Below are 26,229 nucleotides of genomic sequence, written 5' to 3' on the forward strand. Positions count from 1 at the left end.
GACACTCCTCAGGTGATCTTCAACATGTAGGCGGCGGTGGTCGGCGGCACGGGCGGCAGGTCGGCGCGCAGCGCGTCGGGGGCGAGCCGCCAGGAGACGGGGCCGTGCCCCAGCAGCTCGACCCGCTGCGGGCGGCGGCGCAGCAGGCCCGCGGACGTGCCCAAACTGGTGATGACCGCCGTCCTGTCCTTCGGCCAGGCCAGCAGCGTGGCGTAGACGGTCTCGCCGCGCCGGGTGAAGCGGATGTCGCCGGGGCCGTAGGCGCGGTCGGCCTCGTTGTAGCCCTCGTAGCCCTTGGTCTCGCCCATCCCTGTCGAGCCCTCGGCGGCGCGCACCCACGGTGTGGTGCCGTACACGCCCTCGCCGCACACCCGCAACCAGCCGCCCACCCCGGCCAGCAACTCGCGAGCCCGCTCGTCCACCGTGCCGTCGGCGCGCTGCGGCACGTTCAGCAGCAGGCAGCCGTTCTTGCTCACCACGTCGATCAGGGTGTGGATGACCTGGTGCGCGCTCTTGCGCGGGTGGAACATCGGGTCGTCGTCCGCGCAGTCGAACCACTCGCCGTCGCTGGTGTCGAACTGCCACGGGTACGGCTGCGCGGTGTCGAGCTGGCGGCGCTCGCTGTCGAGCACCACGGCCGTGCGGTCGGCGTCCGGGACGTCCTTGATCGTGACGATGCCGCCGGTCGGGCAGGTGTCGTAGTAGTGGGCCAGCAGCTCCAGGCCCGCCGCGCTGACCGGCTCCGACTCCACCACGCTGCCCTCGCCGAACGGCAGCCGGCCGTCGTCCAGGTAGACCAGGTCGGGGCGGTAGCGGTCGAGCGCCTCGCGGACGCGGGCGTAGAAGTGCTCCGCCACCCTCGCCGGCGGGCGGGCGCCCGGCTCGTGCCGCTCCGGGTAGAGCCGCGCCGGGTCGAGGCCCTCCCACCAGGTGCCGGCGCCGTCGGCGGCGGTCAGCCCCCCGTCGTACGGCTCGCCGGTCTCCGGGTCCTCGCCGTGGGCCACGTCGAGCCAGCGCCACGTCCAGTTCTGGTGGAAGCTCATGCCGAACGGCAGGCCGGCCGCCCGCGCGGCGCGCTCCCAGGCGCCCACGATGTCGCGGCGGGGGCCGACGCGGGTGGCGTTCCAGCCGTGCAGCTTCGAGTCCCACAGGTCGAAGTTGTCGCAGTGGGCGGCCAGCGCCACGAAGTAGCGGGCGCCGCTGCTCACGTAGAGGTCGATCAGCTCGTCGGGGTCGAAGCGCTCGGCCCGCCAGCGGGGGAACAGGTCCTTCGCGCCGCCCCCGCCGAAGTGGGCGCGATGGTGTTCGTGCTGCCTGGTGGCTCGCTTGCGTTCCCAGGGCTCTGACCAGGGCTGCATGCCGTAGAGGTGGCGGGCGTACCAGTCGCCTGAGCGGCCCACCGACTGCGGGCCCCAGTGCGACCAGATGCCGAACTTCGCCTCGCCGAACCAGCCGGGGATCCGGTGGGTGCGCAACGACTCCCAGTCGGGTCTGAAGCAGGTCATCTCACCACTCGCACGTCGAAGGGCGCCAGGCGCAGCGGGCCGGGCGGCAGCGGTTCGCGGGAGCCGGTGACCTCGGTCGCCTGGGCGGTGAGGGTCACGGTGCTCGCGCGATCGGACCAGTTGTGGACGAACCACAGGCGCTCGCCCCGGGCGTTGACCGCCGACCGGATGGTGACCCGCGGCTCATCCGCCACCACCAGCGGCTTCCCGCCGGGGCCCGCGCTCGCCCGGCCTCCAGCCGCGTCCGTCCGGCTCAGGTCCGCGCTCGCCTGGCGGAACAGCTCGGCGGTCAGGTCGCGGCCCGGGAGGGTGCCGACGTAGGTGACGGTGCCGGCGCCCACGCGGTTGCGGGTGATGGCGGGCCAGCGTCCGTAGTGGTGGTGGTCGTAGCGGGCCAGCACCTCGGCGCCCTCGGGCTCCAGCGCGTCCGCCCAGTGCCTGGCCACGTCCTGGACGCCGAGCCCGTGCAGGGGGAGTGGGTCCAGCAGCGTGGCGAACTCCAGGTACCGCACGCCGGCCAGGTCGCGCAGCGGGCCGGGCGCGATCTCGGTACGGGCCCGCGCCTCCTCGTCGGCGTACCCGGTGAGGAACGTCAGGATGAGGTGGCCGCCGCCCTCGACGTACGAGGTCAGCGCCTCGGCCACGGCGTCGGGCAGGCAGTGGAAGGCGGGCGCCACGACGACGGGCAAACGATTGACCAATGCGGGTGGGACGAAGGCGGCTTGCAGTCCCGCGTCCGACGCGCCCCGGTAGAACGTGGCCACGATCCGCTCGTAGGCGTCCTTGTCCGGATTGCGCCCGTCCAGCGTGAGCGGCGGCTGGAAGGACAGCGCCCACTTGCTCTCGTGCGAGTAGAGGAACCCGACCTCGGCGTCCGGCGTCAGCCCCGCCACGTCACCGGCCGCCCGCTCCAGCTCCGCGCCCAGCGCCGCGACCTCGCGGTAGACCCGGCCCGGCTCCAGCGCGTGCCCGAGGATGCCGCCCCAGTGCGTCTCCGCGCCGTACGGCAGCGTGTGCCAGTGCCAGTACGAGATCATCTCCGCCCCGCGCGCCACCAGGGCCCACGCCGCCTGGCGGAGCTGCCCGTCGTACGGGGTGAGGTTGAGCTGGGAGCCGGCGATCGAGGTGGCGTTCGTCTCGGTCACCCAGAAGCGGCGGCCCCGGGAGGCGTACATGCGGTCGGCCGCCTGGAACAGGCCCTCCGGGGTGGTGCTGAACCAGGAGACCTCGATCGGCGCGTCACCGGGGTCCAGGATGAGATGGTCCTGGGGCAGGTAGTAGGCGTTGCCGCTGGTCACCGTCAGGTGCTCGGAGAGCTGGACGTCGTGCAGCGCCGGCCGCTGGTAGGCCAGGCACGTGGTCAGCTCGCGGTCCTCCGGCACCAGCTCGCGCACCAGATCGGCCTGCCAGGCGATGAACTCGGTGGTCAGCTCGGCCTGGAAGCGCCGCCAGGCCAGGTCGTAGGAGGGGGTGGTGTTGCCGGCCGGCGGCCACAGCTCGTCCCAGCCGCCGATCCGGTGCGACCAGTACGTCAGGCCCCACTCCTCGTTGAGCCGCTCGACGCCGGCGTACCGGTCGGCCAGCCACGCCTTGAACCGCTCGAACACCGGCTCGTTGTGGATCAGGTGCAGGCCGGGCTCGTTGTCGAGCTGGACGCCGAGCACGGCGGGATGGCCGCCGTGGTGGCCGATGACCTGGCGGATGACGCGTTCGGCGTACCGCAGGAAGGTGGGGGAGGTGAAGTCGATCTCCTGGCGCGCGCCCCACGGCACGCGGCGGCCGTCGGCGCGCTCGATCGCCAGCTCGGGGTGCTTGCGCTGCAACCACGGCGGGATGGCGTAGGTGGGGGTGCCGAGCAGCACCTTCATGCCGCGCTCGTGCGCGCCGTCGAGGACGGGCGTCAGCCAGTCGAGGTCGAAGACACCGTCGCGCGGCTCCCAGGTGGACCAGACGGACTCGCCGACGCGGATCGTGTCGATCTTCGCCTGGGCCATGAGGTCGAGGTCGCGCCGCAGATCGGGGGCCCGCTGGTACTCCCAGTAGTACGCGGTGCCGAAGCGGACGTGGGTCGGACTCTTCGGGGGTGAAGGCGTCATGGAGGTACCCCATGATGATCTTAAAACGATTTACCAGATAATATATTTATTCACGCCTTCATGTCAATGCATGGAAGGTCTGGTGTCATCGGTGTCGGGATATTAGGGTTAAAACGTTTTGTCTCATCCTCCGGAGGGACGTACGTGATCGCCGACTTCCACGCCGACTTCCACGGGGACCCAGCACCAGGCACCGGAAGGCGGACGCCCCGGGCGGACTTCGTCTCCGACGCCCCCAGGCTCTCACTGAACGGGCAGTGGCGCTTCCTGCTCTCCGGCACCGCAGCGGGCACCGGCCCCGGCCTCTCCGACCCCGCACTCGACGACAGCGGCTGGGAGCGCATCAGGGTGCCGTCGCACTGGGTGCTGGAAGGCCACGACCGGCCTCTCTACACCAACACGGCCTACCCGTTCCCGATCGACCCGCCGCACCTGCCGGACGACAACCCCACCGGCGACTACCGCCTGCGCTTCGACCTGCCGGCCGGTTGGCCGGCGGCGCGGGACGTGCTGCGCTTCCAGGGCGTCGACTCCTGCGGCACGGTCTGGCTGAACGGCGAGCTGCTCGGCCACTCCAAGGGCAGCAGGCTGCCGTTCGAGTTCGACGTCACCGGACGGCTGCGCGAGCGCGGCAACGTGCTGGCCGTCCGCGTGCACCGCTGGTCGTCCGGCAGCTACCTCGAAGACCAGGACATGTGGTGGCTGCCCGGCATCTTCCGCGACGTCGAGCTGCTGTCACGGCCCGAGGGCGGCATCGACGACTTCACCGTGCACGCCTCCTACCGCGACGGCGCCGGCACCCTGCTCGTCACCGCCGACGCCCCTGGACTGGTCGAGCTGCCCGCGCTCGGCCTCGCCATCCCCACCGGCGAGCAGGTCACCGTGCCGGGCGTGCGCCCGTGGAGCGCCGAGGACCCCTGCCTCTACCGCGGCACGCTCACCGCCGCGGGCGAGGCCATCGACCTCGCCGTCGGCTTCAGGACCGTCGAGATCGCCGGCGGGCGGCTGCTCGTCAACGGCAGGCCCGTCCTCATGCGCGGCGTCAACCGGCACGAGCACGACCCCGATCGCGGCCGCTCGCTCGACCGCGCCACCATGATCCGCGACATCGAGCTGATGAAGCGGCACAACGTCAACGCCGTCCGCACCTCCCACTACCCGCCGCACCCCGAGTTCCTGCGGCTGTGCGACGAGTACGGCCTGTGGGTCGTGGACGAGTGCGACATCGAGACGCACGGCTTCGTCTACGCCGGCTGGGAGGGCAACCCGCCCGCCGAGCCCATGTGGCGCGACGCCCTGCTCGACCGAGCCCGGCGCATGGTCGAGCGCGACAAGAACCACCCCAGCGTCATCATCTGGTCGCTGGGCAACGAGAGCGGCAGCGGCGCCACGTTCGGCGACATCGAGGAGTGGATCCGCGAGCGCGACCCCACCAGGCCGCTGCACTACGAGCGCGACCCCTCCTACCGGCACTCCGACTTCTACAGCCTCATGTATCCCGCCCAGGACACCCTGGAGCGCATCGGGCAGCGCAAGGAGGACACGCCCGCGGGCGTCGAGCCCGGCTCGCCGGACGACGTGCGGCGGCGCGAGCTGCCGTTCCTGCTCTGCGAGTACGCGCACGCCATGGGCAACGGGCCCGGGTCACTGGTGGACTACCAGCGGATCCTGGAGTCCTACGAGCGGTTCTGCGGCGCGTTCGTGTGGGAGTGGATCGACCACGGGCTGGCGGGGCGCGACGCGCTCGGCCGCCTCTACTACCGGCACGGCGGCGACATCGACGCCAGCCCCAACGGCGAGCGCTTCTGCCTCGACGGCCTGCTCTTCCCCGACCGCACGCCGTCGCCCGGGCTGCTGGAGCTGCGTAAGGCCATCGAGCCGGTGTCGATGGAGGTCTCCGGCGGCGAGCTGGTCATCACCAGCAAGTACGACTTCGCCGCACTTGATCACCTGGCCTTCCGGTGGTTCGTGGAGAGCGACGGGGTGCGCGGCGCCTCCGGGACGCTTTCCGTGCCGCACTGCCCGGCCCGCTCGTCCGTACGGGTCCCGCTGCCCTCGGCCGAGGCCGGCGGGGACGGCGAGACGTGGCTCACGGTGGAGGCGGTCCTGGCCGAGGCGACCAGGTGGGCACCGGCCGGCCACGTGATCGCCTTCACCCAGACCCACCTGGGCACCGCCACCCGCCGGCGCCCTGCCCCTGCCCGTGCCCCTGCCCCTGCCTCGCCGCCGGCTGTCGGCGGGCGTGCGGGGGAGGTGCGGTTGGGGGCGGCGGTGTTCGACGGCAGGACCGGGCGGCTGGCCCGGCTCGGCGACGTCGAGCTGGACGGGCCCGTCCTCGACGTGTGGCGCGCCCCCATCGAGAACGACCACGGCCTGGGCGGCGCCAACGCGCTGGCCGCCGACTGGGAGGCCGTCGGCATCGACAGGTTCCTGCACCGCACCGCCGCCTTGGACCGCCCCGACGAACGCACCCTCGTCGTCCGAGGCCGCAGCGGCCCCGCCACCCGCACCCTGGGCCTCCGCACCACGTACACCTACCGGCTGCACGACGACGGCACCCTCCACCTGCGGATCGACGCCGACCCCGTGGGCGACTGGGACGACACGGCCTACGGTCACCTGACGGTGACGCCACCCCGCATGGGCACGAGGTTCGCGCTGCCCGGCGGCTACACCGACGTCACGTGGTTCGGGCTCGGGCCGGGCGAGTCGTACGCCGACAGCCGCGCCGCCGTCCGCGTCGGCCGGTTCCGCGGCTCCATCGACGCGCTGCAGACCCCGTACGTCGTCCCCCAGGAGAACGGCAACCACGTCGAGACCCGCTGGCTGGAGGTGTCCGGCGACGGCCTGCCCACCCTGCGCGTGGACGGGGAGCCGCACGTCGACTTCACCGCCCGCCGCTGGACCAGCGAGGCACTGCGGGCCGCCCGCCACCCGCACGACCTCACCGACGCCGGTCGCGTGTGGCTCAACCTCGACCACGGCCAGCAGGGCATCGGCAGCGCGTCGTGCGGGCCCGCGCTGCCCGAGCGGTACCGGCTCAAGGTCCGCCCCTACACCTGGTCGATGACGCTGACGCCGGTGCGCCCCTGAGAGGAATGACATGACGTTCGACTTCCGTCCGTGGCTCTACTGGGACCACGCCACCGACGACGACCGCCGCGCCCAGGAGGCCCACGTCGCCGGGCTGCGCTCGGAGATCGGGCTGGAGGCGGCGGGCAAGGTGTACATCTCGCCGCTGGCCGCCGTGCACACCGAACGGCTGCGCATGGGCGACTTCTGCTACCTCGCCGCGCACGCGTACGTGACCGGCGACGTCTCCATGGGCCGCGACTGCACCGTCAACCCGTACGCCGTCGTCCGGGGCACGATCTCGCTCGGCGACGCCGTACGGATCGGCGCCCACACCTCCTTACTGGGCTTCAACCACGGCACCGCCCCCGACCGTGAGGTCTTCCGCCAGCCCATCACCAGCGAGGGCATCCGCATCGGCGACGACGTGTGGATCGGCTCCAACGTCGTCATCCTCGACGGCGTCACGATCGGCGACCACGCCGTCATCGGCGCCGGCTCGGTCGTCACGAAGGACGTACCGGCCTGGGCCATGGTCGCCGGCAACCCAGCCCGCGCGATCCGCGACCGCCGCACCCCCCGCGATGAACACCCGCGCCCTGCCACGCCGAGCGGCGAGCAGGGACGGCCTGCCGCGTCGAGCGACCGGCAGGGACGGTCCGCCGCGCCGCGTGACCTGGAGGGGCGGCTGGTCGCGTTCGCTGAGCGGGCCAGGGAGCAGGCGCACGACGTGCTCGCCCGCTGCTGGACCGGCGAGCGTTACGTGGACCGCCCCGGCGCCGAGCCCACCGTGCGGGCCTGGGCCGACGCCGTCGAGATCGCCGACCTGCTGCTCGGCGGCCCGCCACCCACCCCCACCCGCGACGAGATCATCGCCTTCCTCCGCGACCGCCAGGACCCTGCCACCGGCCTCGTCCCAGAGATCGGCGCCCCCGGCTCCCCAGAGGCAGCCACCAGCGAAAAGGGGGCCGTCGGCGGGAAGGGAGCTGACGCTGGGGCCGCCGGCGGCGGAGAGGCCGGCGAGGCGGTCATCGGCGGGCAGGGGGCCGCCGGCGAAGGGGCCGGTGAGGGCGGGTTGGAGCTTGAGGGCATCACGGCGTACCACATCCTGTCCGTCGGCTACGCGCTCGACCTGCTCGGCACCCGCTTCCGCCACCCGATCAGAGCCATCTCCGAGCTGCCGCCCGCCGACCTCATCGCGCTGCTCGACGGCCTCGACTGGGCGCGCGGCGCATGGACGGCCGGCTCGGTCGTGGACGCCATCGGCACCGGCCTCCACCGCAACCTCACCGACTTCGGATTGACCGGCCCCCAGCTGGAGACCCTGTACGGCTGGCTGCTCACCCGGTGCAGGCCGACGCACGGGATGTGGGGCGAGCCCGACTCCGACGCGGGCCGGCTGCACGTGGTCAACGGCTTCTACCGGCTCACACGCGGCACGTACGCGCAGTTCGGGCTGCCGCTGCCATACCCAGAACGGGCCGTGGACACCGTGCTCGCCCACGCCCGCGACCCCCGCTACTTCGGCCCTGACACCGGCAACGCCTGCAACGTCCTCGACGTCATCCACCCGCTCTGGCTGACCGGCCGTCAGACGGGCCACCGGCGCGCGGAGGGCGAGTCCTGGGCCAGGGACCACCTCAACCGCGCCCTGAGCGGCTGGCAGGACGGCGCCGGCCTCAGCTTCGCCCTCACCACCGGCACCGGCCCCACCCGCACCCCCGGCCTGCAAGGCACGGAGATGTGGCTCGCCATCATCTGGCTGCTCGCCGACTACCTCGGCCTCTCCGACACCCTCGGCTACCGCCCCCGAGGCGTCCACCGCCCAGAACCCGCCACGACCTCCCCGACGTAACGGCTCCGGGGTATGCCCGCCCCGCCCGGCCGAGGCCGGCGCGGGGCTGCGTCGCGGGTCAGGAGGGGCGCGGGGCGCGGAGGTCCACTGCGGCGGCCATGGCGCGGTGGCCGGCTGTGCCGGGGTGGAGGTGGTCGCCGCTGTCATAGGCCGGCAGGAGGCGGGTCGGGTGGGCGGGGTCGCGGAGCACGGCGTCGAAGTCGGCCAGAGAGCCGAAGCCGGTCCGGGCGTCGCATGCGGTCAAGACGCCGGAGCCGGTCAGGGTGCTGGAGCGGCGCGGGGCGCCGGGGTCGGTCAGGGCGTTGGACATGCGGCTTCGGCGGAGGAAGGTGTTCACCTCCTGGCGGACCTGTTCTCTGGCCGGTGTGTAGTACTCCGCGCCCTCGAACGGGGTGAGCGTTCCGATGACCAGGTGCACTCCGGCGGCGTGGGCCGCTGCTGCCATACGCTGGTAGGCGGCGACAAGGTGCTCTGCTCGCGCCCCTGCGCCGACGTCGTTGATGCCGGCCTGGACGATCACCGTGGTGATGCCGGGCTTGGGCAGGACCTCCGCGGTCAGGCGGGTCTCTGCTGGGCGGCCGGTTCCTGCCCTGAGGACCTTTCCGCCTGAGATGCCCTCGTTCACGATGGCGAGTCCGAGGAAGTCGGGCCACGCTTGTCCGGTCTCCGAGCCGACCCCGACCGTGATCGAGTCGCCCAGCGCAGCGACAACCCCCACCGGCGCCGCGGGGACGACGGTCAGGGCCTCCAGCCAGTGCCAGACCGTGACCTCCTCGATGAAGGCGTCGCCGCGCTCGTTCCCGGCATGGTCACCGGGCACCGACCGGTAGCAGGGCGCCCCCGGTCCTTCGCGTCCGTCCAGGGGCAGCAAGGCGCGGTTGCGGCCGGTCAGGGTGCCACTGGGGCCGCGTAGGTACAGGCTGACGGCGAGGAGGTGCCCGGCCCGTACCGAGCCGGGGAGCGGGTCGCTGACGGCTGTCGTTCCGGGTGCCAGGGTGACCTCGGTGGTGCCGGCGAAGGTCGCCCTGCGGTTGGAGCCCGCCTCAAGGGCCGGTCCGCCGCTCGGGACGCCGACGCGGACGTGGCCGAAGTGCAGCGGGTGGGTGCCGTAGGCGTTGGTGAGGTGGAGGCGCAGGTCCGTTCCGCTCATGGCGGGGCGGACGATGTTGCGGATCGTGATCTCGTGCAGGTCTCCGGCGAGGATCTCGGCGGCGGCCGACCAGGCCGTCACCATGTCCATTCGGTGGTGGGCCGGTTCAGCTCGTACGGGCGGCGTGGGGCGGTCGGGTGGACCTTGCGGGCGCTGTACATCGGGCGGGCCGTGCCTTCCGGGCTGATGCCGGTGACGTCGTCGCCCCGCCACCGCACCTGGTACTCGCGGCCCGCCGCCACCTCCGTGCTGGTCCGCTCGGGGACGGGGAAGGTGACGGTGACGCGTTCGCCCCGGCGCGGGGCGGGGATCGACAGGTAGCCGTCGGGGGCCCAGGCCCCCGTGCGGGTGCCGTCGAAGTCGCCCGAGGGGCGGGTGACGCGGACCTTGGCGTAGCCGGCCCAGCCGGGGATGCGGACGCGCAGCTCGCGCAGGTCCTCGTGCACGTCGAGGTCCACCCGGCCCTCGTGGGGCAGGTGGCTGAGCACGGTGACCTGGCGGGTGGCCCGGTTGAGCAGCAGGTGGACGCGGGTGGCCCGGTCGTCGGCGGCGACGACGTTGTTCCAGCCCCAGAACAGCCCGCGCACCCCGGAGCCCACGCAGCACGCCTGTACGTCGGCGGTGTGCCCGCGGCCCAGCTCGACGTCGCAGACGAAGTCGTTGGGCGCGCCGTACCCGGCGAAGGCGCCGAGGACGCGCTCGCCCACCCGCACGTGCGTCGTCCAGCCGGGCTCGTCACCCGAGGTGTCGGGCGCGGATTGAACCCAGCTCAGATCCAGCAGCTGCGACTCCACCAGGTGGTTGCGCAGGAACCGCTCGACCACGCCCCAATAAGAGGTGTGCCCGGCGCGGGCCAGCGTGGCGCCGAGACCGATGAGGTCGACCAGGGAGCAGCTCTCGTGCTCGTAGCGCTGGTCGGCCAGGTCGCCGGGCGTCCAGCCGAACGCGGTGGCCTGCCCGAGCGCCCAGTCGTACGACCGGCGCACGAACGCGGTCAGCTCGTGGTCGGAGGTGTGCAGGGCGTACCGGGCGAGTCCTTCGAGGGTGCCGAGCCGGGTGTGGAAGTGCCCGCTGCGGTAGGCGCGGGCCGGGTTGAAGCTGCCGTCCTCGTGGTAGACGCCGCTCTTCTCGACGATCAGCCGCGCGAACCACCCGCACAGCTCAAGGGCGTCCTCGTTGCCGGTGGCCTGGTGGTAGCGCAGCAGCGGCATGATGAGCCGGCCGCTGAACGAGGCGGGGTCGGGCGCGAGGTGCAGCGCGATCGCGTTGGGCGAGGGCCAGCCGTCCGGCGTGTACTCCGAGGCCGGGTAGAACCAGACGTCGCGCTCCTTGACGGCGATGCGCTTGAGCGCGGCCACGTGCCCGTCGGCCAGTCTCCTGACCTCGGGGTCGCCGTCGGACAGGTAGGAGGTGGTCAGTGAGAGCAGCACGGCCCGCTGGTCGATGAGGTTGGCGTGGGCGGGCCAGCCGGCCTCGGGGCGGGCCCGGCGGTAGCTGAGCCCGTCGGGGCCGAAGAAGCCGGCCAGCCGCCGCCGGTAGCCGTCCTCGACCTCCCGCCACGTGTCCTTGCCCGTCATGTGCCTGGCCAGCACGCACGCGTCGAGCAGCCGCCCGTGGCTGGAGCCCCAGTCCCAGTCGCCGTGCCGCAGCACCGCGGGGCGGGCCAGCAGGTCGGCGCTGAAGTACGGGATGCCGTCCATGCCGGCGTCCGGCAGCCCGGCCACGGCGTTCATCGCCAGCTCGGCCCGCTCTTCGAGCACGACCGTGTCGGGTATCTCAGCCATCGTTCCCCTTATAAATATTCACTGCCGCATAAAACCTACTCTCCAGCCTCCGCCGCCTCTCCTGTGGCGTCAAGGTGAGCATAGATATTCGTATCTTGTTGGATATATAAACCGTGAGGCAGGATGTCCGCATGAGCGATGATTCGGTGGTACGACCCCGCCCGGAAGCCGCCGTGACCCTGCGACCCGTACCCGGCATGCGGATCGAAAGCGGCTTCTGGGCAGCACGGCAGCGGGTCAACCGCGAGGTCACCATTCCCCTGGGCGGCGTGCGCATCCGCGAATCCGGCGCCTTCGCCAACCTCGAACAGGCCGCACGCGGCGGCGGGCGGCATCACGGCAAGGTCTTCGCCGACTCCGACGTCTACAAGTGGCTCGAAGCCCTCGCCTGGGAGCGCGGCAGGGCCGAGTCGGCCGAGCTGGCGGGCGCGTACGAGGAGGCGTCCGCGCTCGTCGCCGCCGCCCAGGCCCCCGACGGCTACCTGCACACCCACACCCAGCTCACCGGCCGCCCGCGCTACAGCGACATGGCATCCAGCCACGAGCTCTACTGCGCGGGCCACCTCATGCAGGCCGCCGTCGCCGGCCGCCGCGCCATCGGCGACGAACGCCTGCTCGGCGTCGCGGGCCGGTTCGCCGACCACCTCGTCAAGGACCTGCCGCCCGACGCGCTCGACGGGCATCCGCAGATCGAGACCGCGCTGGCCGAGCTCTACCGCGAAACCGGCGTGCGCGCGTACCTCGACCTGGCCGCCCGCATGATCGACGGCAGGGGGCACGAGACGCTGCCGCTCAAGGGGCACCACGGGCCCGGCATCCGCCAGGACCGCGTCCCGCTGCGCGCCGCCACCACCGTCGAGGGGCACGCCGTGCGGGCCATGTACCTCGCCGCGGGCGCCGCCGACGTCGCCGCCGAGACCGGCGACCGCGAGCTGCTCGCCGCGCTCGCGACGCAGTGGCGCGACATGGTGGCGACCAAGACGTACCTGACCGGCGGGCTCGGCTCCGTCTGGTACGGCGAGCAGTTCGGCGGCCCCCACGAGCTGACCCCGGAGACCGCGTACTGCGAGACGTGCGCCGCCGTGGGCAGCGTCCAGTGGGCGTACCGGATGCTTCTCGCGACCGGCGAGTCCGTCTACGCCGACCTCATGGAACGCACCCTCTACAACGCCGTGCTCCCCGGCGTCTCGCTCTCCGGCGACCGCTTCTTCTACGTCAACGCGCTGCGCGTGCGCGCGGGGGCGAACCCCGACGACCGCCGCGCCGCCGCCCGCGGCCGCCAGGACTGGTACGGCACCGCCTGCTGCCCGCCCAACGTCATGCGCCTGCTGTCCTCACTCGACCGCTACCTCGCCACCCGCGACGACGGCGGCGTCCAGCTCCACCTGTACGCCCCTGGCACGCTCAGGGCCGGCGACGTGGTGCTGCGCGTCGAGACCGGCTACCCGTGGGACGGCCGGGTGGCGATCACCGTGGCCGAGGCCCCGGACACCCCGTGGACACTCGCCGCCCGCATCCCGTCGTGGGCCGACGGCGCCAGCGTGGACGGCCTGTCGGGCACCGGACTCCCCACGCGGCCCGGCTCGTACTACCGCGCCCGCCGCGTCTGGCGGCGGGGCGACCGCATCGTGCTCGACTTCGCCATCCGCCCCCGGCTGACCGCCGCCGTGCCCCGGCTCGACGTGGCCCGCGGTCAGGTCGCGGTGGAACGCGGGCCGCTCGTCTACTGCCTGGAGCAGGCTGACCACCCGGGTGCCGGCGTGGACGACCTGTGCCTGGAGGGCGGGCTGTCCGATGGGGGCCCGATCGCCGGCCTGCCCGCCGAGGTGGTGCCGGTCCACGCGCGCGGCCGGGCCCACGTGCACAGGAAGGAGGACGGCGGCTACCCCTACCGCACCGCCGCCGCGCCTCTTGAGCCGGAGCACGTGGGCCCGGTCGACCTGACCTTCGTCCCGTACCACGCCTGGGCCAACCGCACCCCGGGCGCCATGACGATCTGGACGCCGATGCACTGACCACCGGGCGAGACCCTCTAGGGGGTCTCGCCCACGGTCACTCCGGTCACCGACAGCCCTTCGACGTCGCTCACCACGTCCGCCCGCAGCACCCGGGCGAACGAGCTGTCCCTGATCGCGATGTCGCGCAGCGGCTGCTCGGGATAGCCGCGCAGCAGGTACGCGCTGCGCGTCCTGTCGCTGCGCAGCCCCGACACCCGCACGTTGCGGATCGGGGGCGGGTCGTCGCCGTTGTGGCCGTCGCCGTGGTAGAGGTCGATGGAGACGGCCTCCTTGGTCAGCTCGCTGATCGTGACGTCCTTGACGAAGACGTTCTCCACGAATCCGCCGCGCACCGAGTTCGTCTTGACGTACAGGCCGAAGTACAGCCCGGGGCCGCCCCAGCGGCAGCGGCGCACGAACACGTTGCGGATGCCGCCCGTCGTGTCGGTGCCGATGGCGACCGAGCCGTACCGGTAGCGCATGTCGCAGTCCTCGATCAGCACGTTCTCGCACGGCACCCCGACCCGGCGCCCGTCGGGGCCCCGGCCCGCCTTGATGGCGATGCAGTCGTCGCCGACGTCGAACACGCAGCCCGAGATGACGACGTCGCGGCACGATTCGGGGTCGCAGCCGTCGTTGTTGGGGCCGCGCGAGTGGATCGTCACGTCCCTGACCAGCACGTTCTCGCAGCGCACCGGATGGATCTCCCACATGGGGGAGCGCACGACGCGCACCCCCTCGACGAGCACGTTGCGGCACAGGTACGGCTGGATCATGTTCGGCCGCAGGTAGTGCCCGGCCCCGAAGACCCGCTCCTCGACCGGCACGCCGTCGGCCGCCATGCGCTGCAGCGCCGCCCAGTCCTCGCTCTCCTCCGGCGTGCCGGGCCGCCAGCCGAACTCCGGCGTGCCCACCCACGGCCACCAGTGCTCGGGCCCCGCCGAGCCGTCGAGCGTGCCGCGGCCGGTGATCGCGATGTTCTCCTGGCCGTAGGCGTAGATGAAGGGGGAGTAGTTGTAGCACTCGATGGCCGAGAAGCGGGTGTGGACGGCCGGCAGGTAGTCGGCGGGGTCGGTGGAGAAAAGGATCACCGCCCCCTCCTCGACGTGCAGATCCACGTTGCTGAGCAGGTGGATGGCGCCCGTCGGGTACGTCCCGGGCGGCACCCGCACGTGGCCGCCGCCCGCCTCGTGGCAGGCGCTGATCGCCGCGCGGAACGCCTCCGTCCAGGTGTCGCCGCTCCGGTACGCGGTCACGTCGAACCACCGGTCGGGGAAGTCCGGCGGGCGCACCCGCTCGCGCAGCTCGTCGGCGTACCGCCAGGCGTCCGCCTCGCTCAGGAACTCGCTCATGCCACCTTCCTCATGCGCAGCGCGTGATAGAGCGGCAGCGCGATCACCCAGGACGGGTTCCACGTGTTCGCCTCGCCCGTACGCTGCCAGTTGGTCTGGAAGAACCCCTCACCCTGCTCGCCCGGCGTCGCGAACCCCCAGTCGCCCGGCTCCGTGCAGACGCCCTGGCCCATGGCGTGCAGGATCCGCACCGCCCGCTCGGCGTAGCGCGGCCGGCCGGTCGTCCTGCCGAACTCCCACAGCTCCGACGTCGGGAAGAACACGTCGAGGTGATGGTTCTGCACGCTCACCGCCGGCCAGCCGGCCGCCTTGAAGCCGCGCCTGGCGAACGTGCTGTCCGCGGCGAACTCGGGCGACCACGCGTACACGAACGTCAGCAGCCAGTCGGCCGCCGCCTCCGCCCACTCCGCGTGACGCTCGTCGCCGGTGAGCCGGTGCAGCTCGTACGCCGCCAGGAAGAAGTACATCCCGGCCTCCTTGTCCTCACCGGAGGCGTCGAGGGTGGCGTGCGCGAACGGCCGCTCGTACGTGGCCGCGTGCACCCGGTGGTAGCAGGCCAGCATCTCCTCGGCGCGCAGCAGCCACATCCGCTCCCCGCTCAGCCGGTACGCCCCCAGCATCGCCGGCACGCACGCCACCCCCGCCGCGCTGACCAGGTCGGAGACCGGGGTGCCGAGCGGGCTCCAGCCGACCGGGACGACCCCTTCGGTCAGCCTGGTGTGCCAGAACACCGCGGCGGCGTCCGTCACCGTCTCCACCCACGACCGCGGCACCTCCAGTCCGGCCTCCTCGAACAGCAGCGCCAGCGCCGCCAGGTCGGTGATGGTCTCGCCGTGGGCCCTGCTGGAGACGAACGCGCCCCAGCCGTCCTTGTCGAACATCTCCCACCGGCCGTCGTCCACCAGGTAGCGGGCGGCGTGCAGGCCACGCACCGGCGTCCTGCTGCCGTCCACGTAGAAGCCGGCGGCGCGGCGGGCCCGCTCGACGCGCTCGGGCTCGCCGTCCTCGATGCCGAGCATGGCGTCGCACAGCGCCAGCTTCATGCACTGGCCGGTCCATCCGTACAGGTAGGAGCGCGGGCGGCCGTGGCGCACGCCCTCGTAGGCGAGGTAGCCGTCGCCGTTCCAGCGGGCGTCCATCGCGTTGGTCTTGAGCCGGACGATCTCGGACGCGGTCAGCGGGGCGGCGCCCTCGTCCCGGTAGAGGGGGGTGTGCACGAGCGTCCTGAAGCCGAAGCCGCGCGGCTCGACCTCGCCCCAGTCGAGGCTGTGCCGGGTGGTGGTCGCCGCTCCTGGGGCGAGGTCGCGGTAGCCGAGCGGGCGCTCCTCCGTCGTGGCCTTGCTGACATAGCAGACGTCAGGCCGGCCGTTGAACGCGATCACGCCCGTCAGCGCCGTCACCGCCGGGCCCGGCGCGCGGACCACGCCGAGTGATCCGTACGCGACCGTGCCGTCCCTCTCGTCCCTGACCGGGTCCGGGTGGGCGAACAGGCTGACGTAGTGGCCGTCCCATGCGGCGTTGACGGCCGGGATGGGCAGGCGGTGCTCCTCGCACACGAAACCGACGTGCGGGACCTCGCGGCTCGGGTCCGACGACGGGTTGTCGTTGTAGAGCACGCCCGGCATGGTCAGGTGGACGTCCTCGGCGGGCAGCGGGAGCAGCAGGCCGGCCGCCACGTCGGTGAGGTGGCGGCCGGTCTCGTTGTGCCAGGCGGTGCGCAGCTCCAGCAGCCCTTCGCGGCCGAAGCCCAGCTCCAGCCGGACGCTCAGCTCCCCGGCTCGCGCCGTCACCACGATCCCGCCCCCGGGATCGGGCGGCCGGACCCGCACGGAGGCCGGGTCAGCGCCCTGGAACCGCCAGGGCCGCCCGGCCGAGGCGGTGAACAGGACGTGCAACGGCACCTGGAGGTGCGGCGCCCGAGCGCCGGTGCGCCCCAGTCGCAGGTGCGCCTCGCCGGCCCGGGCCCCGCCGCCCGCGGCGCCGGAGTCTCCGGCGCCGCTCACGACCTCGACCAGCTTGCCGCCGGGGCCGGTGAGCGAGGCGAGCGGCGGGGCCGCCTGCCCGCCCCGGGGGAAGGCGTGGGGGGCGGTCATGGGACGCGGCGCAGGCGGATGGCCTGGCCGACCGTGCCGGGCAGCGGCACCGTGACCACCGGCCCCTTCATGATGCCGAGCGGCGTCACCGTCATCTCCCACGTGTCGATCACCTCGGCCTCGTACCGCCCGTCCGGCACGTCGAACGACCGCTCGGGGAACCGGTGCTCGCCGCAGAACTCCAGGTAGAACTCCCCGGTCAGCTCCAGCATCGGCGCGTCCCTGTCGCGGTGGGCGGCCTCGCCGGGGATGGCGGCGAGCACCTGGCGCAGCAGCGCGAGCCTGGGCACTGCGGCCCCGGTCAGCGTCCCGCCGTCCTGCGACCAGGTCAGCCCGTCGTCCCCGGCGTACGCCTCGCCGTGGGTGACGGGCCGCCGCCGTACGACGCCGTCCCACGCCTGGGTCACCACCTCCTCGGGGGTGAGGCTGAGCCACGGGTCGGCGGCGTCGCCCTCGTACCCGCACATGTCCATCCGCACCGGCTTGTGGTGGTGGCGGGTGGCCACCCAGGCGTCGCGCGGGCTGCGCGCCCGTACGCTGCCGTGCGTCCAGATCCGCCGCCACAGCAGCGGCGAGCCGGCCTCGGCCGTGATGGACAGCGGGTGGTGCAGCGGGTCCTCCTCGGCGACGAGGTTGCCCAGCGCCACCCAGTCGTGCTCGTCGAAGGCGGGGAACGCGGCGGGGTCGTCGGTGAGCGACCACCACACGTTCCGGTGCGCGGCCAGCCGGGGCACCACCTCGCTCAGGTAGCGGGCGGCGGCCTGCGCGTCCTCCACCCCCTCGCCCGGCCGCAGCAGCACCAGCTCGGCCGTCACGCCGATCGCGGCCAGCTCCTCCACCCGCTCCTCCAGCGCGTCGAGCGAGCAGCGGGAGGCCAGCGCCGCCATCCGCACCCGGTCGAACGGCGAGGAACGCAGCGCCGCCAGCGTCCGCGCGCGCCGCCGCTCGTCGTGCAGGTGCCAGCCGAGCGCGGTCGTCGCCAACCCCTTGTCGATCATGAGCTCACCCTCGTCATCCGCAGCGCCAGGTACGGCCGGCCCGGCAGCGCGACCCGCGCCCGCCCCTTGTGCTCCCCGTCCACCGGGGTGATCGTCATGGCCCAGGCGTCGATCAGCTCCACCCGGTACGCGCCGTCGTCCGGCAGCTCGACCGTCACGTGCGCCTGCTGCCGCCGCCCCAGGTACCGCAGGAACGACCCGGCGGCGCTGTCCTCCACGACGCGCCGCAGGAACGCGATCCGCGCCGGGCTCTCGCCGAACAGGCCGCCGCCGTTGCTGATCCACGCGCGCGGCTGGTGGCCCATCAGCGACTCGCCGTGCCCGACGTACCCGCCCCGCGCCACGCCCTCCCAGAAGCGGTCCATGAGCTCCTGCGCGGTCACGTTGCCCCAGCGTTTGCCCAGGTCGCCCTCGTAGGAGATCTCGTCGATCACCACCGGCTTCCGGCAGGCGCGCAGCCAGGCGCCGGTGGGGGTGGCGTCCCAGTGCTGGATGCTCTGGTGCGTCACCCACGGCTTGGTGAAGTCGTAGAGGGAGGCGACCTCGTACATGCGGGTGCCGTTGTGGATCGAGCGCAGATGCTCGTACGGGTCGAGCCGCACGATCGTGCGCAGGATGTCGTCCCAGTCCTCGACGGTCTTGGCCTTGTTGAAGTCGTACTCGTTGGCCGCCGACCACCACACGTTGCGGAAGGCCGCCAGGCGGGCGATGACGTACCGCAGGTAGGCGTGGTCGGCCTCGCGGCCCATGTCCTCGATGCCGCGCACGCCCCCGTCGTACGGGTGGAACAGGATGACGTCGGCCTCGACGCCGAGGTCCCGCAGGTCCCGTACGCGGGACTCCAGGTGGCGGAAGAAAGCGGGGTCGTAGCGCGTGAAGTCGAGCCCGTCCGGGTCGGTGCCGGCGAACGGCACCAGCGGCGGCCGCATCGGCCCGGCCGGCAGCACGCACATGCGCAGCTTGTTGAACGGCGAGCCGGCCAGCGTCCGCAGCGTGCGCTGCTCGCGCTCCTCGTCCAGGTCGTGCGTCCAGTGGTAGGCGGTGGTGCCGAACGGCAGGTACGGCGTGCCGTCGGCGTACACGAAGCCGGTGCCGGCGGCCCGCACCGGGCCATGGTTGCCCTCGGACGCGGGCGACACCTCGAAGGCGCCCCCATGGCCGTCCAGCTCGGTCACATTACTGACGGTGGTGTAGCTCCACGAGCCTGCCGCGTCCGGCATGAACCGGACGCGGTAGACGCCGTCACCGTCGTAGAAGCCGTCGGCTTCGACGACGCGGTGACGGAAGCTGAACCGGGCCGACAGGCGAACCTCCGTGAAGGGGTTGCCGCCGGACGGCCCGGACAGCTCGATCTCGTGGACGCCCCAGCGTTCCACGGTGGGGGACAGTGTTACCAGTCCTTCCCTGCTTCGCTCTGCGCCTTGATGTAGGTGGGGATGTCCTGCTGCTGGGTCAGGGCCAGCGCCTGGTCGGGCGTGCCGCCGTCACGCAGGATGTGCTGGCGGTAGACCGACCACAGCGGCAGGTCCCAGTACTCGGTGTTCCGGTAGTTGGAGATCGTCGCGTTCTCGCCCCAGTAGACGGCCGAGGTGTCGATCTTCGCCAGCTCGGGGATCGCCGTGCCGAAGCTCCGCACGACCTTGTCGGTCTGCAGGACCGCCTTGAGCCCGTGGCTGGACAGCTCGGTCTGGCCCTCCTCGGAGACCAGCCACTTCACGATCCGCAGTGCCTGGTCCTTCTTCTGCGAGGACGGCGGGATGAACGCGGCGCGCGTGTTCGGCTGGTAGGTCGTCGTGTCGCCCTTCTTCAGCACGGGGATCGCGCTGACGCCGATGTCGACGTTCTTGCCCTGCTCGGCGAAGGACTCCTCGTCCCCGTCCTCGATGAAAAGCTCGCTGCCCGCGTACATGGTGAGCCGGGACAGCGTGTCGACCGCCATGGCCAGGTGGCCCGGCTGGCTCATGTCGCCCTTGAAGAAGTCGGTGACGGTGGTGAACTCGTTGCGCGGGATCTCCAGGAAGCGGTACAGGTTGTCGACGTACTGCTTCCAGGCGTCGCTGCTGACGTCGACCTTGACGTCCTCGGGCGCGGGCTCCTCGCCCGACGTCGGCAGGAACGGGTAGAGACCGGCCTGGTTGAAGTCCAGATACTGGTCGGGGTGCTGCATGTAGCCCTTGTAGTGATCAAGGCCGTCGTCCTTGGTCAGCTGCTTGGCCTTCTTGTACGCCTCGTCGTACGTCATGCCGGGCCTGGGATGCTGCACCCGGAACTTGTCGAAGATCTTCTTGTTGTAGAGCAGCACGTGCTCGTCGATGAACAGCGGCACCCCGTAGATGCCGCCGTCGGAGCGCGACCTGGTCAGCTCCACCGTGGCCTGGTTCAGCGTGCTCAGGTCGATGCCGGCCTGCTCGAGGTCGGCGGTGAGGTCGCCGACCCAGCCCATGGGCTCGAGGTCGCGGTCGATGCGGTTCTTCGGGTCCTCGATGATGATGTCGGGCGTGACCCCGGCGTTCTTGAGGTCCTCGTAGCGGATGGGCAGGTCCCACGTCGCGTACTTGATTTTGACGTCGGGGAACGCGGCCCGCAGCTTGTTCCCGATGATCTCGTCGAAGACGCGGGTGCCCTGCCGCGACTCGTCCACGGTCGACTCGAACGGCTTGTAGTTGGCCGCGAAGATGAACAGCTCGTCGTCGCAGACCTGGAATGGCTGGTCGTACTTGTTCGGCACGTCCTTGCAGGCGGCGGCCGAGACGGACGCCTGGGCGGGGACGGCGGTCACGCTCAGCGCGAGCGCGAGCAGGGCGATGCCACGAACCTGGTTCCTCATGAGTTCCCCTTCGCGGGCGCGTAATCACACTGGCGCACGACGTTCCGCCGGACGCCGTTCCTGAATTCGGTGATGGTGTGCTCGGGCCAGTTCGACAGCAGGCCCACGGCGTCACGCAGGTATTCCTCGTTGAAGACGACGTGCCGGATGTTGTTGCGGTTGTAGGAGTAGACGAGGTGGATGAAGCCGTCGGCGCTCTGCGTCAGCACCGGGTAGGTGAACTGCGGGCCCGACTGCGCCTCGACGTCCACCGTGTGCTCCCACGTACGGCCCTTGTCGGGCGAGAGCGACAGCCGCATGGGGGAGCGGTGCTCGACCCACGGGTTGTAGGCCAGCACCAGCTTGTCGTTCGCCAGCTTGAGCGCGGCCACCCGCGAGTTCGGGTTGCCGATCGGCTCGGCCACCGGCGCGCTCCACGTGCGGGCGAAGTCGGTGGACTGGCTGGTGTAGATCGCGCCGTCCCCGGTCCGCAGGTACGCCACCAGCCGCCCCGGCTCCACCTCGACCACGGTCGGCTGGATCGAGCCCTCCGGCGTGCGGATCCAGCTCCCCGTGTCCTCCGGGTACGCCTTCCACGTGCTCATGTCCTCGCTGAACACGTAGAACCCGGACGTGGAGCGCGACTCGTCGTAGAGGGGCAGCAGCACCTCGCCGTTCGACATGCGGATCGGGTTGGTGCCGACCATCCACCCCCATTCCTCGCGGATGGTGACCGGCTCGCTCCAGGTGTGGCCGCCGTCGTCTGAGGTGATCAGCCGGATCGGCGCCTGCTCCCAGCCGTGCCCCTCGATCGTGACGAAGAACAGGTAGAGGCGCCGGCCGTCCGACCACAGCACCGGGTTGCCGTCGGCCTTGCCGGGCTCGTCGAACACCACCTCGGGCTTGGACCAGGTGTGCTTGCCGGCCGCCAGCCGCGACAGGTAGAGGGCCTGGTCCGGCGCTCCTTCCGTGGTGCCGCCGTAGTAGACGGTGAGGACGTCGCCCTGCGGGGCCTGGGCCACCGCCGCCGCGTGCACCTTGGGCACGTCGGGGTCGGGCGGCGCCACGTCCTGGCGGCAGGCGTACGCGCCGGTCGGCTGGACCCGTACGGTGTCGTCGCCTCCGCCGCGATCGCCCGCCGCGTACGACGGCACCGCGACCGCCACGGCCAGAGCGCCGTATAAAAGGCTCTGCCGAACTTTCATCACACGCCAATCTCTAGATACTTGATGGTCTTGCGCAGGTAGGAGAAGGCGACGTGCACCCGCCCGCCGCCGCCGTCGATCACGCTCGGATACGAGTAGCCGAGCTCGTTCTGCCAGTACTCGGAGTCGGATTCCTGCAGGACATGCCGATCGGGCCAGGTCAGGCCGCCGTCTTCGGACAGGGCGAGCACGAGCGGGGTGCGCAGCGCCTTCCTGCGCCGCCGCCCGTTCTTGGTCACCCACCTGAACTGGTCGCGCTCCAGGCTCGCGTCGTTGTGGACGAGCGCGAGCCGGCCGTCGCCGAGCCTCGTGAGCTGGACGGAGGAGTCGTTGTTCGGCAGCTCGGTCCGCTCGGGAGCGGACCAGGTGCGGCCGTCGGCCGAGACCGAGGCGTGGATGCGCCCGGCCCGCCGGTCGCGGAACAGCGCCAGCAGCCCGCCGGGCCGCGGCGCGATCGTCATCTGCACCACGCCCGCGCTGTCCGGCACGTCGTGCGCGGCCCAGGTGCCGCCGCCGTCCGTGCTGACGTGCACGACGCTGCGGTCGCCCGCGGCGGCGCAGTGGTAGGCGGGCAGCAGCCACGTGCCGTCGTCCAGGACGATCGGGGGGTGCCTGACCCAGCTTCCCGGCTCGGGGAGCAGGACGCGCGGCGCGCTCCACGTGCGGCCGCCGTCGCCCGAGGTGCGGGCCACCACGTGCGCGGTGGCCTGGTCGTGCGGCTCGCCCGAGGTGTTCAGCAGCCACACCCGGCCGCCCGCCTCGAACAGCACCGGGTTCTGCTCGGTGCGCTCCGGGTCGGCGGCCACCAGCGCGGGCCGCTCCCAGCGCCCACCGGCCAGCCGCGACACCACCACGTTCGTGCCGGGATCGCCCTCCTGCGGGCCGCTGAACCAGGTGCACAGCAGCTCGCCCGATGAGGTGAGCAGCAGGTTGGCGGCGTGGTTGTCGACGCCGTGCGGGGCGGGCAGCAGCGCCTCCATCGCGCCGGGCAGCGCCGCGGACGGCCGGACGACGCCGTCGAATCGGGGGTCGCTCACGCCGTCACCTCCCGAACGCCGGGGCCCGGCACGCCGCGCAGGTCGAGCTCGCCGGCGAAGTGGCAGGCCACCCGCCGCCCGCCGACCTCGCGCAGCGGCGGTCGGTCCACCCGGCACTCCTCCTTGGCGTACACGCAGCGGGGATGGAACGGGCAGCCGGGCGGCACGTTCGCCGGGTCCGCGATGTCGCCGAGCAGCTTGATCCGCTCCCGCTGCCGCCTGGCCGCCGGGTCGGGGTCGGGCACCGCCGACAGCAGCGCCTCGGTGTAGGGGTGCAGCGGCCGCCGGTACAGCTCCTCCGTCGGCGCCTCCTCGACCACCCGGCCGAGGTACATCACCGCCACCACGTCCGCGACGTGCTCGATGATGCCGAGGTCGTGGCTGACGAACAGGAAGCCCAGCCCCGACTCCTCCTGCAGGTCCATCAGCAGGTTGAGGATCTGCGCGCGGACCGACACGTCCAGCGCGCTGACCGCCTCGTCGGCCACCACCAGCCGGGGCGAGAGCGCCAGGGCCCGCGCGATGCCGACCCGCTGCCGCTGGCCGCCGCTGAAGGCGTGGGGGTAGCGGTCGGCGTACTCGCGGCGCAGGCCCACCCGTTCCAGCAGCTCGCCGACGCGCTCGGCGACCTCGTCGGACGAGCCGTACCCGTGCACCCGCATCGGCTCGCCGATGATCTCGCGCAGCGTCTTGCGGGGGTTGAGCGACGAGTGCGGGTCCTGGAAGATCATCCGCACCTCCGCCCGGTACGGCTTGAGCTCCTTCTCCCTCAGCCCCGCCACGTCGATCACCGAGCCGTCGGCCCGCCGGTAGAGCATGCGCCCGCCCGTCGGGTCGTGCGCCCGCACGATGCACCGGCCGAGCGTCGTCTTGCCGCAGCCCGACTCGCCGACCAGGCCGAGCGTGCTGCCCGGCGCGATGCTCAGATCGACCTCGTCCACTGCGCGCACCGCGCCCACCTGCCGGCCCAGCAGGCCGCTGCGGACGGGGAAGTGTTTGCTCAGCCCCTCGATTTCGAGCAGCGGCTCCGTGCTCACGCCGTCTCCCTCTCGTCCTGGTCCGGTCCGTCCTGGTCTGGTCCGTCCTGGTCTGGTTCGTCCTGGTAGAGCAGGCACGCCACTTCCCGATCACCGATGTCCGCCAGAGGCGGCGGCACCACGTCGCACCGGCCCGCGATCACGTGGTCGCAGCGCGGGTGGAAGAAGCAGCCGTCCGGCCGCGCGTACGGCGGCGGCACCGTGCCCCTGATCGCCGTCAGCCGCCGCTGCCTGGCCTGCCCCAGCCGGGGCATCGAGCGCAGCAGCGCCTGCGCGTACGGGTGGCGCGGCTGCGACAGCACCTGCTCGGCGGAGCCGTACTCGACGACCCGGCCCAGGTACATCACCGCCATGCGCTCGGCCACCTGCGCCGCAACGCCGAGGTCGTGGGTGATCAGCATGATCGCCATGCCCAGCTCGCCCTGGAGGTCGCGCAGCAGCTCAAGGATCTGCGCCTGCGTGGTCACGTCGAGTGCGGTGGTCGGCTCGTCGGCGATGAGCAGGCTCGGTCGGCACGACAGCGCCATCGCGATCATCGCCCGCTGCCGCATGCCGCCGCTCAGCTCGAACGGGTAGGAGTCGACCCGCCGCTGCGGCATCGGGATGCCGACCCGGTCGAGCAGGTCGATCGCGCGCCTGCGGGCCTCGGCCTTGCCGACGTTCTCGTGCAGCCGCACCGCCTCGATGATCTGGCTGCCGATCGTGTGCACCAGGCTCAGCGAGGCCATCGGCTCCTGGAAGACCATCGCGATGTCGTTCCACCTGACCTGCCGCAGCAGCCGCTTGCCCGCGCCGACCAGCTCGACGGGCCCGTCGGGGCGGTGCAGGGTGACCTTGCCGCCCTCGATGCGGCCTGGCGGGTCCACCAGGTGCAGGATCGAGCGGGCCATGACGCTCTTGCCGCAGCCGGACTCGCCGACGATGGCCAGCGTCTCGCCCTTGCGCACCCGCAGGTCCACGCCGTCCACGGCGCTCACGACGCCGTCGTCCAGGTGGAAGTGCGTACGCAGGTCCTCGATCTCAAGCAGCACGTCGCCTGCGGCCACGCCTGCCCACCCCCTTGTTGTCGCGTGTCGAATGGTCGCGCTCACTGTCGCCCTACGCGGTTACGCCTGAACGGCTTCCTTCTCCGGGCTCCGCTCGCCGCTCCGTACGGATCGGCGGCGTCCCGCAGGCCGTCCCCGAAGAAGTTCATGGCGACCACCACGACCACCACCGCGACGCCCGGCGCCAGCAGCCACGGGGCGTCGGCGACGACGCGCACGTTCTGGGCGCCCTCCAGCAGCACGCCCCAGCTCACGGCCGGCGCCTGCAGGCCCAGGCCGAGGAAGCTCAGGCTGGTCTCGCCGAGGATCATCCCGGGGATGGCCAGCGACAACGAGGCGATGATGTGACTGGCGAACGACGGGATCATGTGCCGGAAGATGATCGACAGGCGGCCCACGCCGTCCAGCCGGGCCGCGGTGACGAAGTCCTCCTCGCGCAGCGACAGGAACCGGCCGCGCACGTCCCTGGCCAGCCCGGTCCACCCGATCAGCGACAGCAGCACCGTGATGGCGAAGTATCGGGTCAGCGGCCCCCAGTCCGTGGGCAGCGCCGCCGACAGCGCCATCCACAGCGGCAGCGTCGGGATCGCCATGAGGAACTCGATGGCCCGCTGCACGACGTTGTCCACCGCGCCGCCGAAATAGCCGGAGACGCCGCCGATGAGCATGCCGAGCATAAAGCTCGCCAGCACGCCCACCAGCCCGATCGACAACGACACCCGCGCGCCGTGGATGAGCCGCGACAGCAGGTCACGGCCGTTCTGGTCGGAGCCGAGCAGGAAGAACGGCTCGCCCTTGTGCACGGGCCCGATCAGGTGGATGTCGGACGGGATCACCCCGAGCAGCTTGTACGGATCCCCGTGCACGAACAGCCCGACCTCGATCACCCGGGAGGGATCCTCGGTGTAGGTCTGGGCGAACGTGTCAGGATCGCGCTCGCTGGTGTACCCGTACACGTGCAGCCCGTGCTCGCCGGAGACGCGCAGCACCTGCGGGGGCGCGTACGTCATCGTCGTGTCCGCCGTCGAGCTGGACATCGGCGCGAAGAACTCCGCGAAGATCGCCACGAAGTAGATCGGGATGAGGATCGCCGCGCCCGCCATCGCGAGCCGGTGCCGGCGGAACTGCCGCCACATCAGCCGCCACTGCGGCAGCGTCCCTGCTTCCCTCGCCGTCGGTCGCCTGAGGAACATCTG

17 protein-coding genes are annotated in these 26,229 nt (G+C 72.2%); 3 read left to right on the forward strand and 14 right to left on the reverse strand.

What is annotated here, in order from left to right; translation table 11 throughout:
* Positions 1 to 8 precede the first annotated feature (8 nt).
* A complete protein-coding gene (locus tag AB0K12_RS11945) occupies positions 9 to 1,505 on the reverse strand; it encodes an alpha-L-fucosidase (protein WP_364558739.1) in 1,497 nt (498 codons plus the stop codon).
* Complete coding sequence (locus AB0K12_RS11950; protein ID WP_364558741.1) at positions 1,502 to 3,601, reverse strand: beta-galactosidase; 2,100 nt, start codon at positions 3,599 to 3,601, stop codon at positions 1,502 to 1,504. Before AB0K12_RS11950 ends, AB0K12_RS11945 begins: the two co-directional genes overlap by 4 nt.
* Before the next feature lie 144 nt (positions 3,602 to 3,745).
* Here AB0K12_RS11950 and AB0K12_RS11955 point away from each other — a divergent pair, with 144 nt between their 5' ends.
* Both AB0K12_RS11955 and AB0K12_RS11960 read left to right on the forward strand, forming a co-directional pair.
* The gene (locus AB0K12_RS11955) at positions 3,746 to 6,694 is read left to right on the forward strand and encodes a glycoside hydrolase family 2 TIM barrel-domain containing protein (RefSeq protein WP_364558743.1); all 2,949 of its coding nucleotides are present in this window, start codon (positions 3,746 to 3,748) and stop codon (positions 6,692 to 6,694) included.
* A 10-nt stretch (positions 6,695 to 6,704) separates the two neighbouring features.
* Positions 6,705 to 8,528 carry an acyltransferase gene (locus tag AB0K12_RS11960; protein ID WP_364558746.1) on the forward strand — a complete coding sequence of 608 codons (1,824 nt, stop codon included), beginning with the start codon at positions 6,705 to 6,707 and terminating at the stop codon, positions 8,526 to 8,528.
* A gap of 58 nt (positions 8,529 to 8,586) precedes the next feature.
* Here AB0K12_RS11960 and AB0K12_RS11965 read toward each other — a convergent pair whose 3' ends face one another.
* Positions 8,587 to 9,762, reverse strand: coding sequence for a GDSL-type esterase/lipase family protein (locus tag AB0K12_RS11965; RefSeq protein ID WP_364558749.1), 1,176 nt, complete (start codon positions 9,760 to 9,762; stop codon positions 8,587 to 8,589).
* Positions 9,756 to 11,462: a hypothetical protein gene (locus tag AB0K12_RS11970; RefSeq protein ID WP_364558751.1), complete on the reverse strand. Its 1,707-nt coding sequence runs from the start codon at positions 11,460 to 11,462 to the stop codon at positions 9,756 to 9,758. Before AB0K12_RS11970 ends, AB0K12_RS11965 begins: the two co-directional genes overlap by 7 nt.
* Before the next feature lie 131 nt (positions 11,463 to 11,593).
* On the opposite strand from AB0K12_RS11970, the gene AB0K12_RS11975 reads away from it, so the two are divergent.
* Positions 11,594 to 13,477 carry a beta-L-arabinofuranosidase domain-containing protein gene (locus tag AB0K12_RS11975; RefSeq protein ID WP_364558754.1) on the forward strand — a complete coding sequence of 628 codons (1,884 nt, stop codon included), beginning with the start codon at positions 11,594 to 11,596 and terminating at the stop codon, positions 13,475 to 13,477.
* A gap of 17 nt (positions 13,478 to 13,494) precedes the next feature.
* Here AB0K12_RS11975 and AB0K12_RS11980 read toward each other — a convergent pair whose 3' ends face one another.
* Genes AB0K12_RS11980 through AB0K12_RS12025 form a run of 10 tightly spaced genes read right to left on the reverse strand, consistent with a single transcriptional unit; the run spans position 13,495 to position 26,226 of the window.
* On the reverse strand, positions 13,495 to 14,811 hold the full coding sequence (locus AB0K12_RS11980) for a glycoside hydrolase family 28 protein (RefSeq protein WP_364558756.1): 1,317 nt from the start codon (positions 14,809 to 14,811) through the stop codon (positions 13,495 to 13,497).
* Positions 14,808 to 16,904 (reverse strand): hypothetical protein, encoded by a 2,097-nt coding sequence (locus tag AB0K12_RS11985; RefSeq protein WP_364558759.1) that lies wholly within the window; start codon positions 16,902 to 16,904, stop codon positions 14,808 to 14,810. The genes AB0K12_RS11980 and AB0K12_RS11985 overlap by 4 nt, the downstream gene beginning before the upstream one ends.
* Positions 16,901 to 17,902 (reverse strand): DUF5605 domain-containing protein, encoded by a 1,002-nt coding sequence (locus tag AB0K12_RS11990; RefSeq protein WP_364558762.1) that lies wholly within the window; start codon positions 17,900 to 17,902, stop codon positions 16,901 to 16,903. The genes AB0K12_RS11985 and AB0K12_RS11990 overlap by 4 nt, the downstream gene beginning before the upstream one ends.
* Entirely contained in the window at positions 17,899 to 19,278 is a 1,380-nt protein-coding gene (locus AB0K12_RS11995) for a DUF5060 domain-containing protein (RefSeq protein ID WP_364558765.1), read from the reverse strand. Before AB0K12_RS11995 ends, AB0K12_RS11990 begins: the two co-directional genes overlap by 4 nt.
* 14 nt (positions 19,279 to 19,292) lie before the next feature.
* Positions 19,293 to 20,729 carry an extracellular solute-binding protein gene (locus tag AB0K12_RS12000; RefSeq protein WP_364558768.1) on the reverse strand — a complete coding sequence of 479 codons (1,437 nt, stop codon included), beginning with the start codon at positions 20,727 to 20,729 and terminating at the stop codon, positions 19,293 to 19,295.
* The gene (locus AB0K12_RS12005) at positions 20,726 to 21,913 is read right to left on the reverse strand and encodes a sialidase family protein (RefSeq protein WP_364558771.1); all 1,188 of its coding nucleotides are present in this window, start codon (positions 21,911 to 21,913) and stop codon (positions 20,726 to 20,728) included. Before AB0K12_RS12005 ends, AB0K12_RS12000 begins: the two co-directional genes overlap by 4 nt.
* On the reverse strand, positions 21,913 to 22,950 hold the full coding sequence (locus AB0K12_RS12010; protein WP_364558774.1) for a sialidase family protein: 1,038 nt from the start codon (positions 22,948 to 22,950) through the stop codon (positions 21,913 to 21,915). The genes AB0K12_RS12005 and AB0K12_RS12010 overlap by 1 nt, the downstream gene beginning before the upstream one ends.
* Complete coding sequence (locus AB0K12_RS12015; RefSeq protein ID WP_364558777.1) at positions 22,947 to 23,987, reverse strand: oligopeptide/dipeptide ABC transporter ATP-binding protein; 1,041 nt, start codon at positions 23,985 to 23,987, stop codon at positions 22,947 to 22,949. Before AB0K12_RS12015 ends, AB0K12_RS12010 begins: the two co-directional genes overlap by 4 nt.
* Positions 23,984 to 25,033, reverse strand: coding sequence for an ABC transporter ATP-binding protein (locus tag AB0K12_RS12020; protein ID WP_364558780.1), 1,050 nt, complete (start codon positions 25,031 to 25,033; stop codon positions 23,984 to 23,986). The genes AB0K12_RS12015 and AB0K12_RS12020 overlap by 4 nt, the downstream gene beginning before the upstream one ends.
* 41 nt (positions 25,034 to 25,074) lie before the next feature.
* Positions 25,075 to 26,226 carry an ABC transporter permease gene (locus AB0K12_RS12025; RefSeq protein ID WP_364558783.1) on the reverse strand — a complete coding sequence of 384 codons (1,152 nt, stop codon included), beginning with the start codon at positions 26,224 to 26,226 and terminating at the stop codon, positions 25,075 to 25,077.
* Between the last annotated feature and the right edge of the window lie 3 nt (positions 26,227 to 26,229).

This window comes from Nonomuraea sp. NPDC049419, assembly GCF_040676995.1.
In the GTDB taxonomy this organism is placed as follows: domain Bacteria; phylum Actinomycetota; class Actinomycetes; order Streptosporangiales; family Streptosporangiaceae; genus Nonomuraea; species Nonomuraea salmonea.

Excerpts from the sequence above, each read along its gene's own strand:
- AB0K12_RS11945 (WP_364558739.1), bottom strand. The coding sequence starts at position 1,505 with ATGACCTGCTTCAGACCCGACTGGGAGTCGTTGCGCACCCACCGGATC.
- AB0K12_RS11950 (WP_364558741.1), bottom strand. The coding sequence starts at position 3,601 with ATGACGCCTTCACCCCCGAAGAGTCCGACCCACGTCCGCTTCGGCACC.
- AB0K12_RS11960 (WP_364558746.1), top strand. The coding sequence starts at position 6,705 with ATGACGTTCGACTTCCGTCCGTGGCTCTACTGGGACCACGCCACCGAC.
- AB0K12_RS11965 (WP_364558749.1), bottom strand. The coding sequence starts at position 9,762 with ATGGTGACGGCCTGGTCGGCCGCCGCCGAGATCCTCGCCGGAGACCTG.
- AB0K12_RS11970 (WP_364558751.1), bottom strand. The coding sequence starts at position 11,462 with ATGGCTGAGATACCCGACACGGTCGTGCTCGAAGAGCGGGCCGAGCTG.
- AB0K12_RS11975 (WP_364558754.1), top strand. The coding sequence starts at position 11,594 with ATGAGCGATGATTCGGTGGTACGACCCCGCCCGGAAGCCGCCGTGACC.
- AB0K12_RS11980 (WP_364558756.1), bottom strand. The coding sequence starts at position 14,811 with ATGAGCGAGTTCCTGAGCGAGGCGGACGCCTGGCGGTACGCCGACGAG.
- AB0K12_RS11985 (WP_364558759.1), bottom strand. The coding sequence starts at position 16,904 with ATGACCGCCCCCCACGCCTTCCCCCGGGGCGGGCAGGCGGCCCCGCCG.
- AB0K12_RS11990 (WP_364558762.1), bottom strand. The coding sequence starts at position 17,902 with ATGATCGACAAGGGGTTGGCGACGACCGCGCTCGGCTGGCACCTGCAC.
- AB0K12_RS12000 (WP_364558768.1), bottom strand. The coding sequence starts at position 20,729 with ATGAGGAACCAGGTTCGTGGCATCGCCCTGCTCGCGCTCGCGCTGAGC.
- AB0K12_RS12005 (WP_364558771.1), bottom strand. The coding sequence starts at position 21,913 with ATGAAAGTTCGGCAGAGCCTTTTATACGGCGCTCTGGCCGTGGCGGTC.
- AB0K12_RS12025 (WP_364558783.1), bottom strand. The coding sequence starts at position 26,226 with ATGTTCCTCAGGCGACCGACGGCGAGGGAAGCAGGGACGCTGCCGCAG.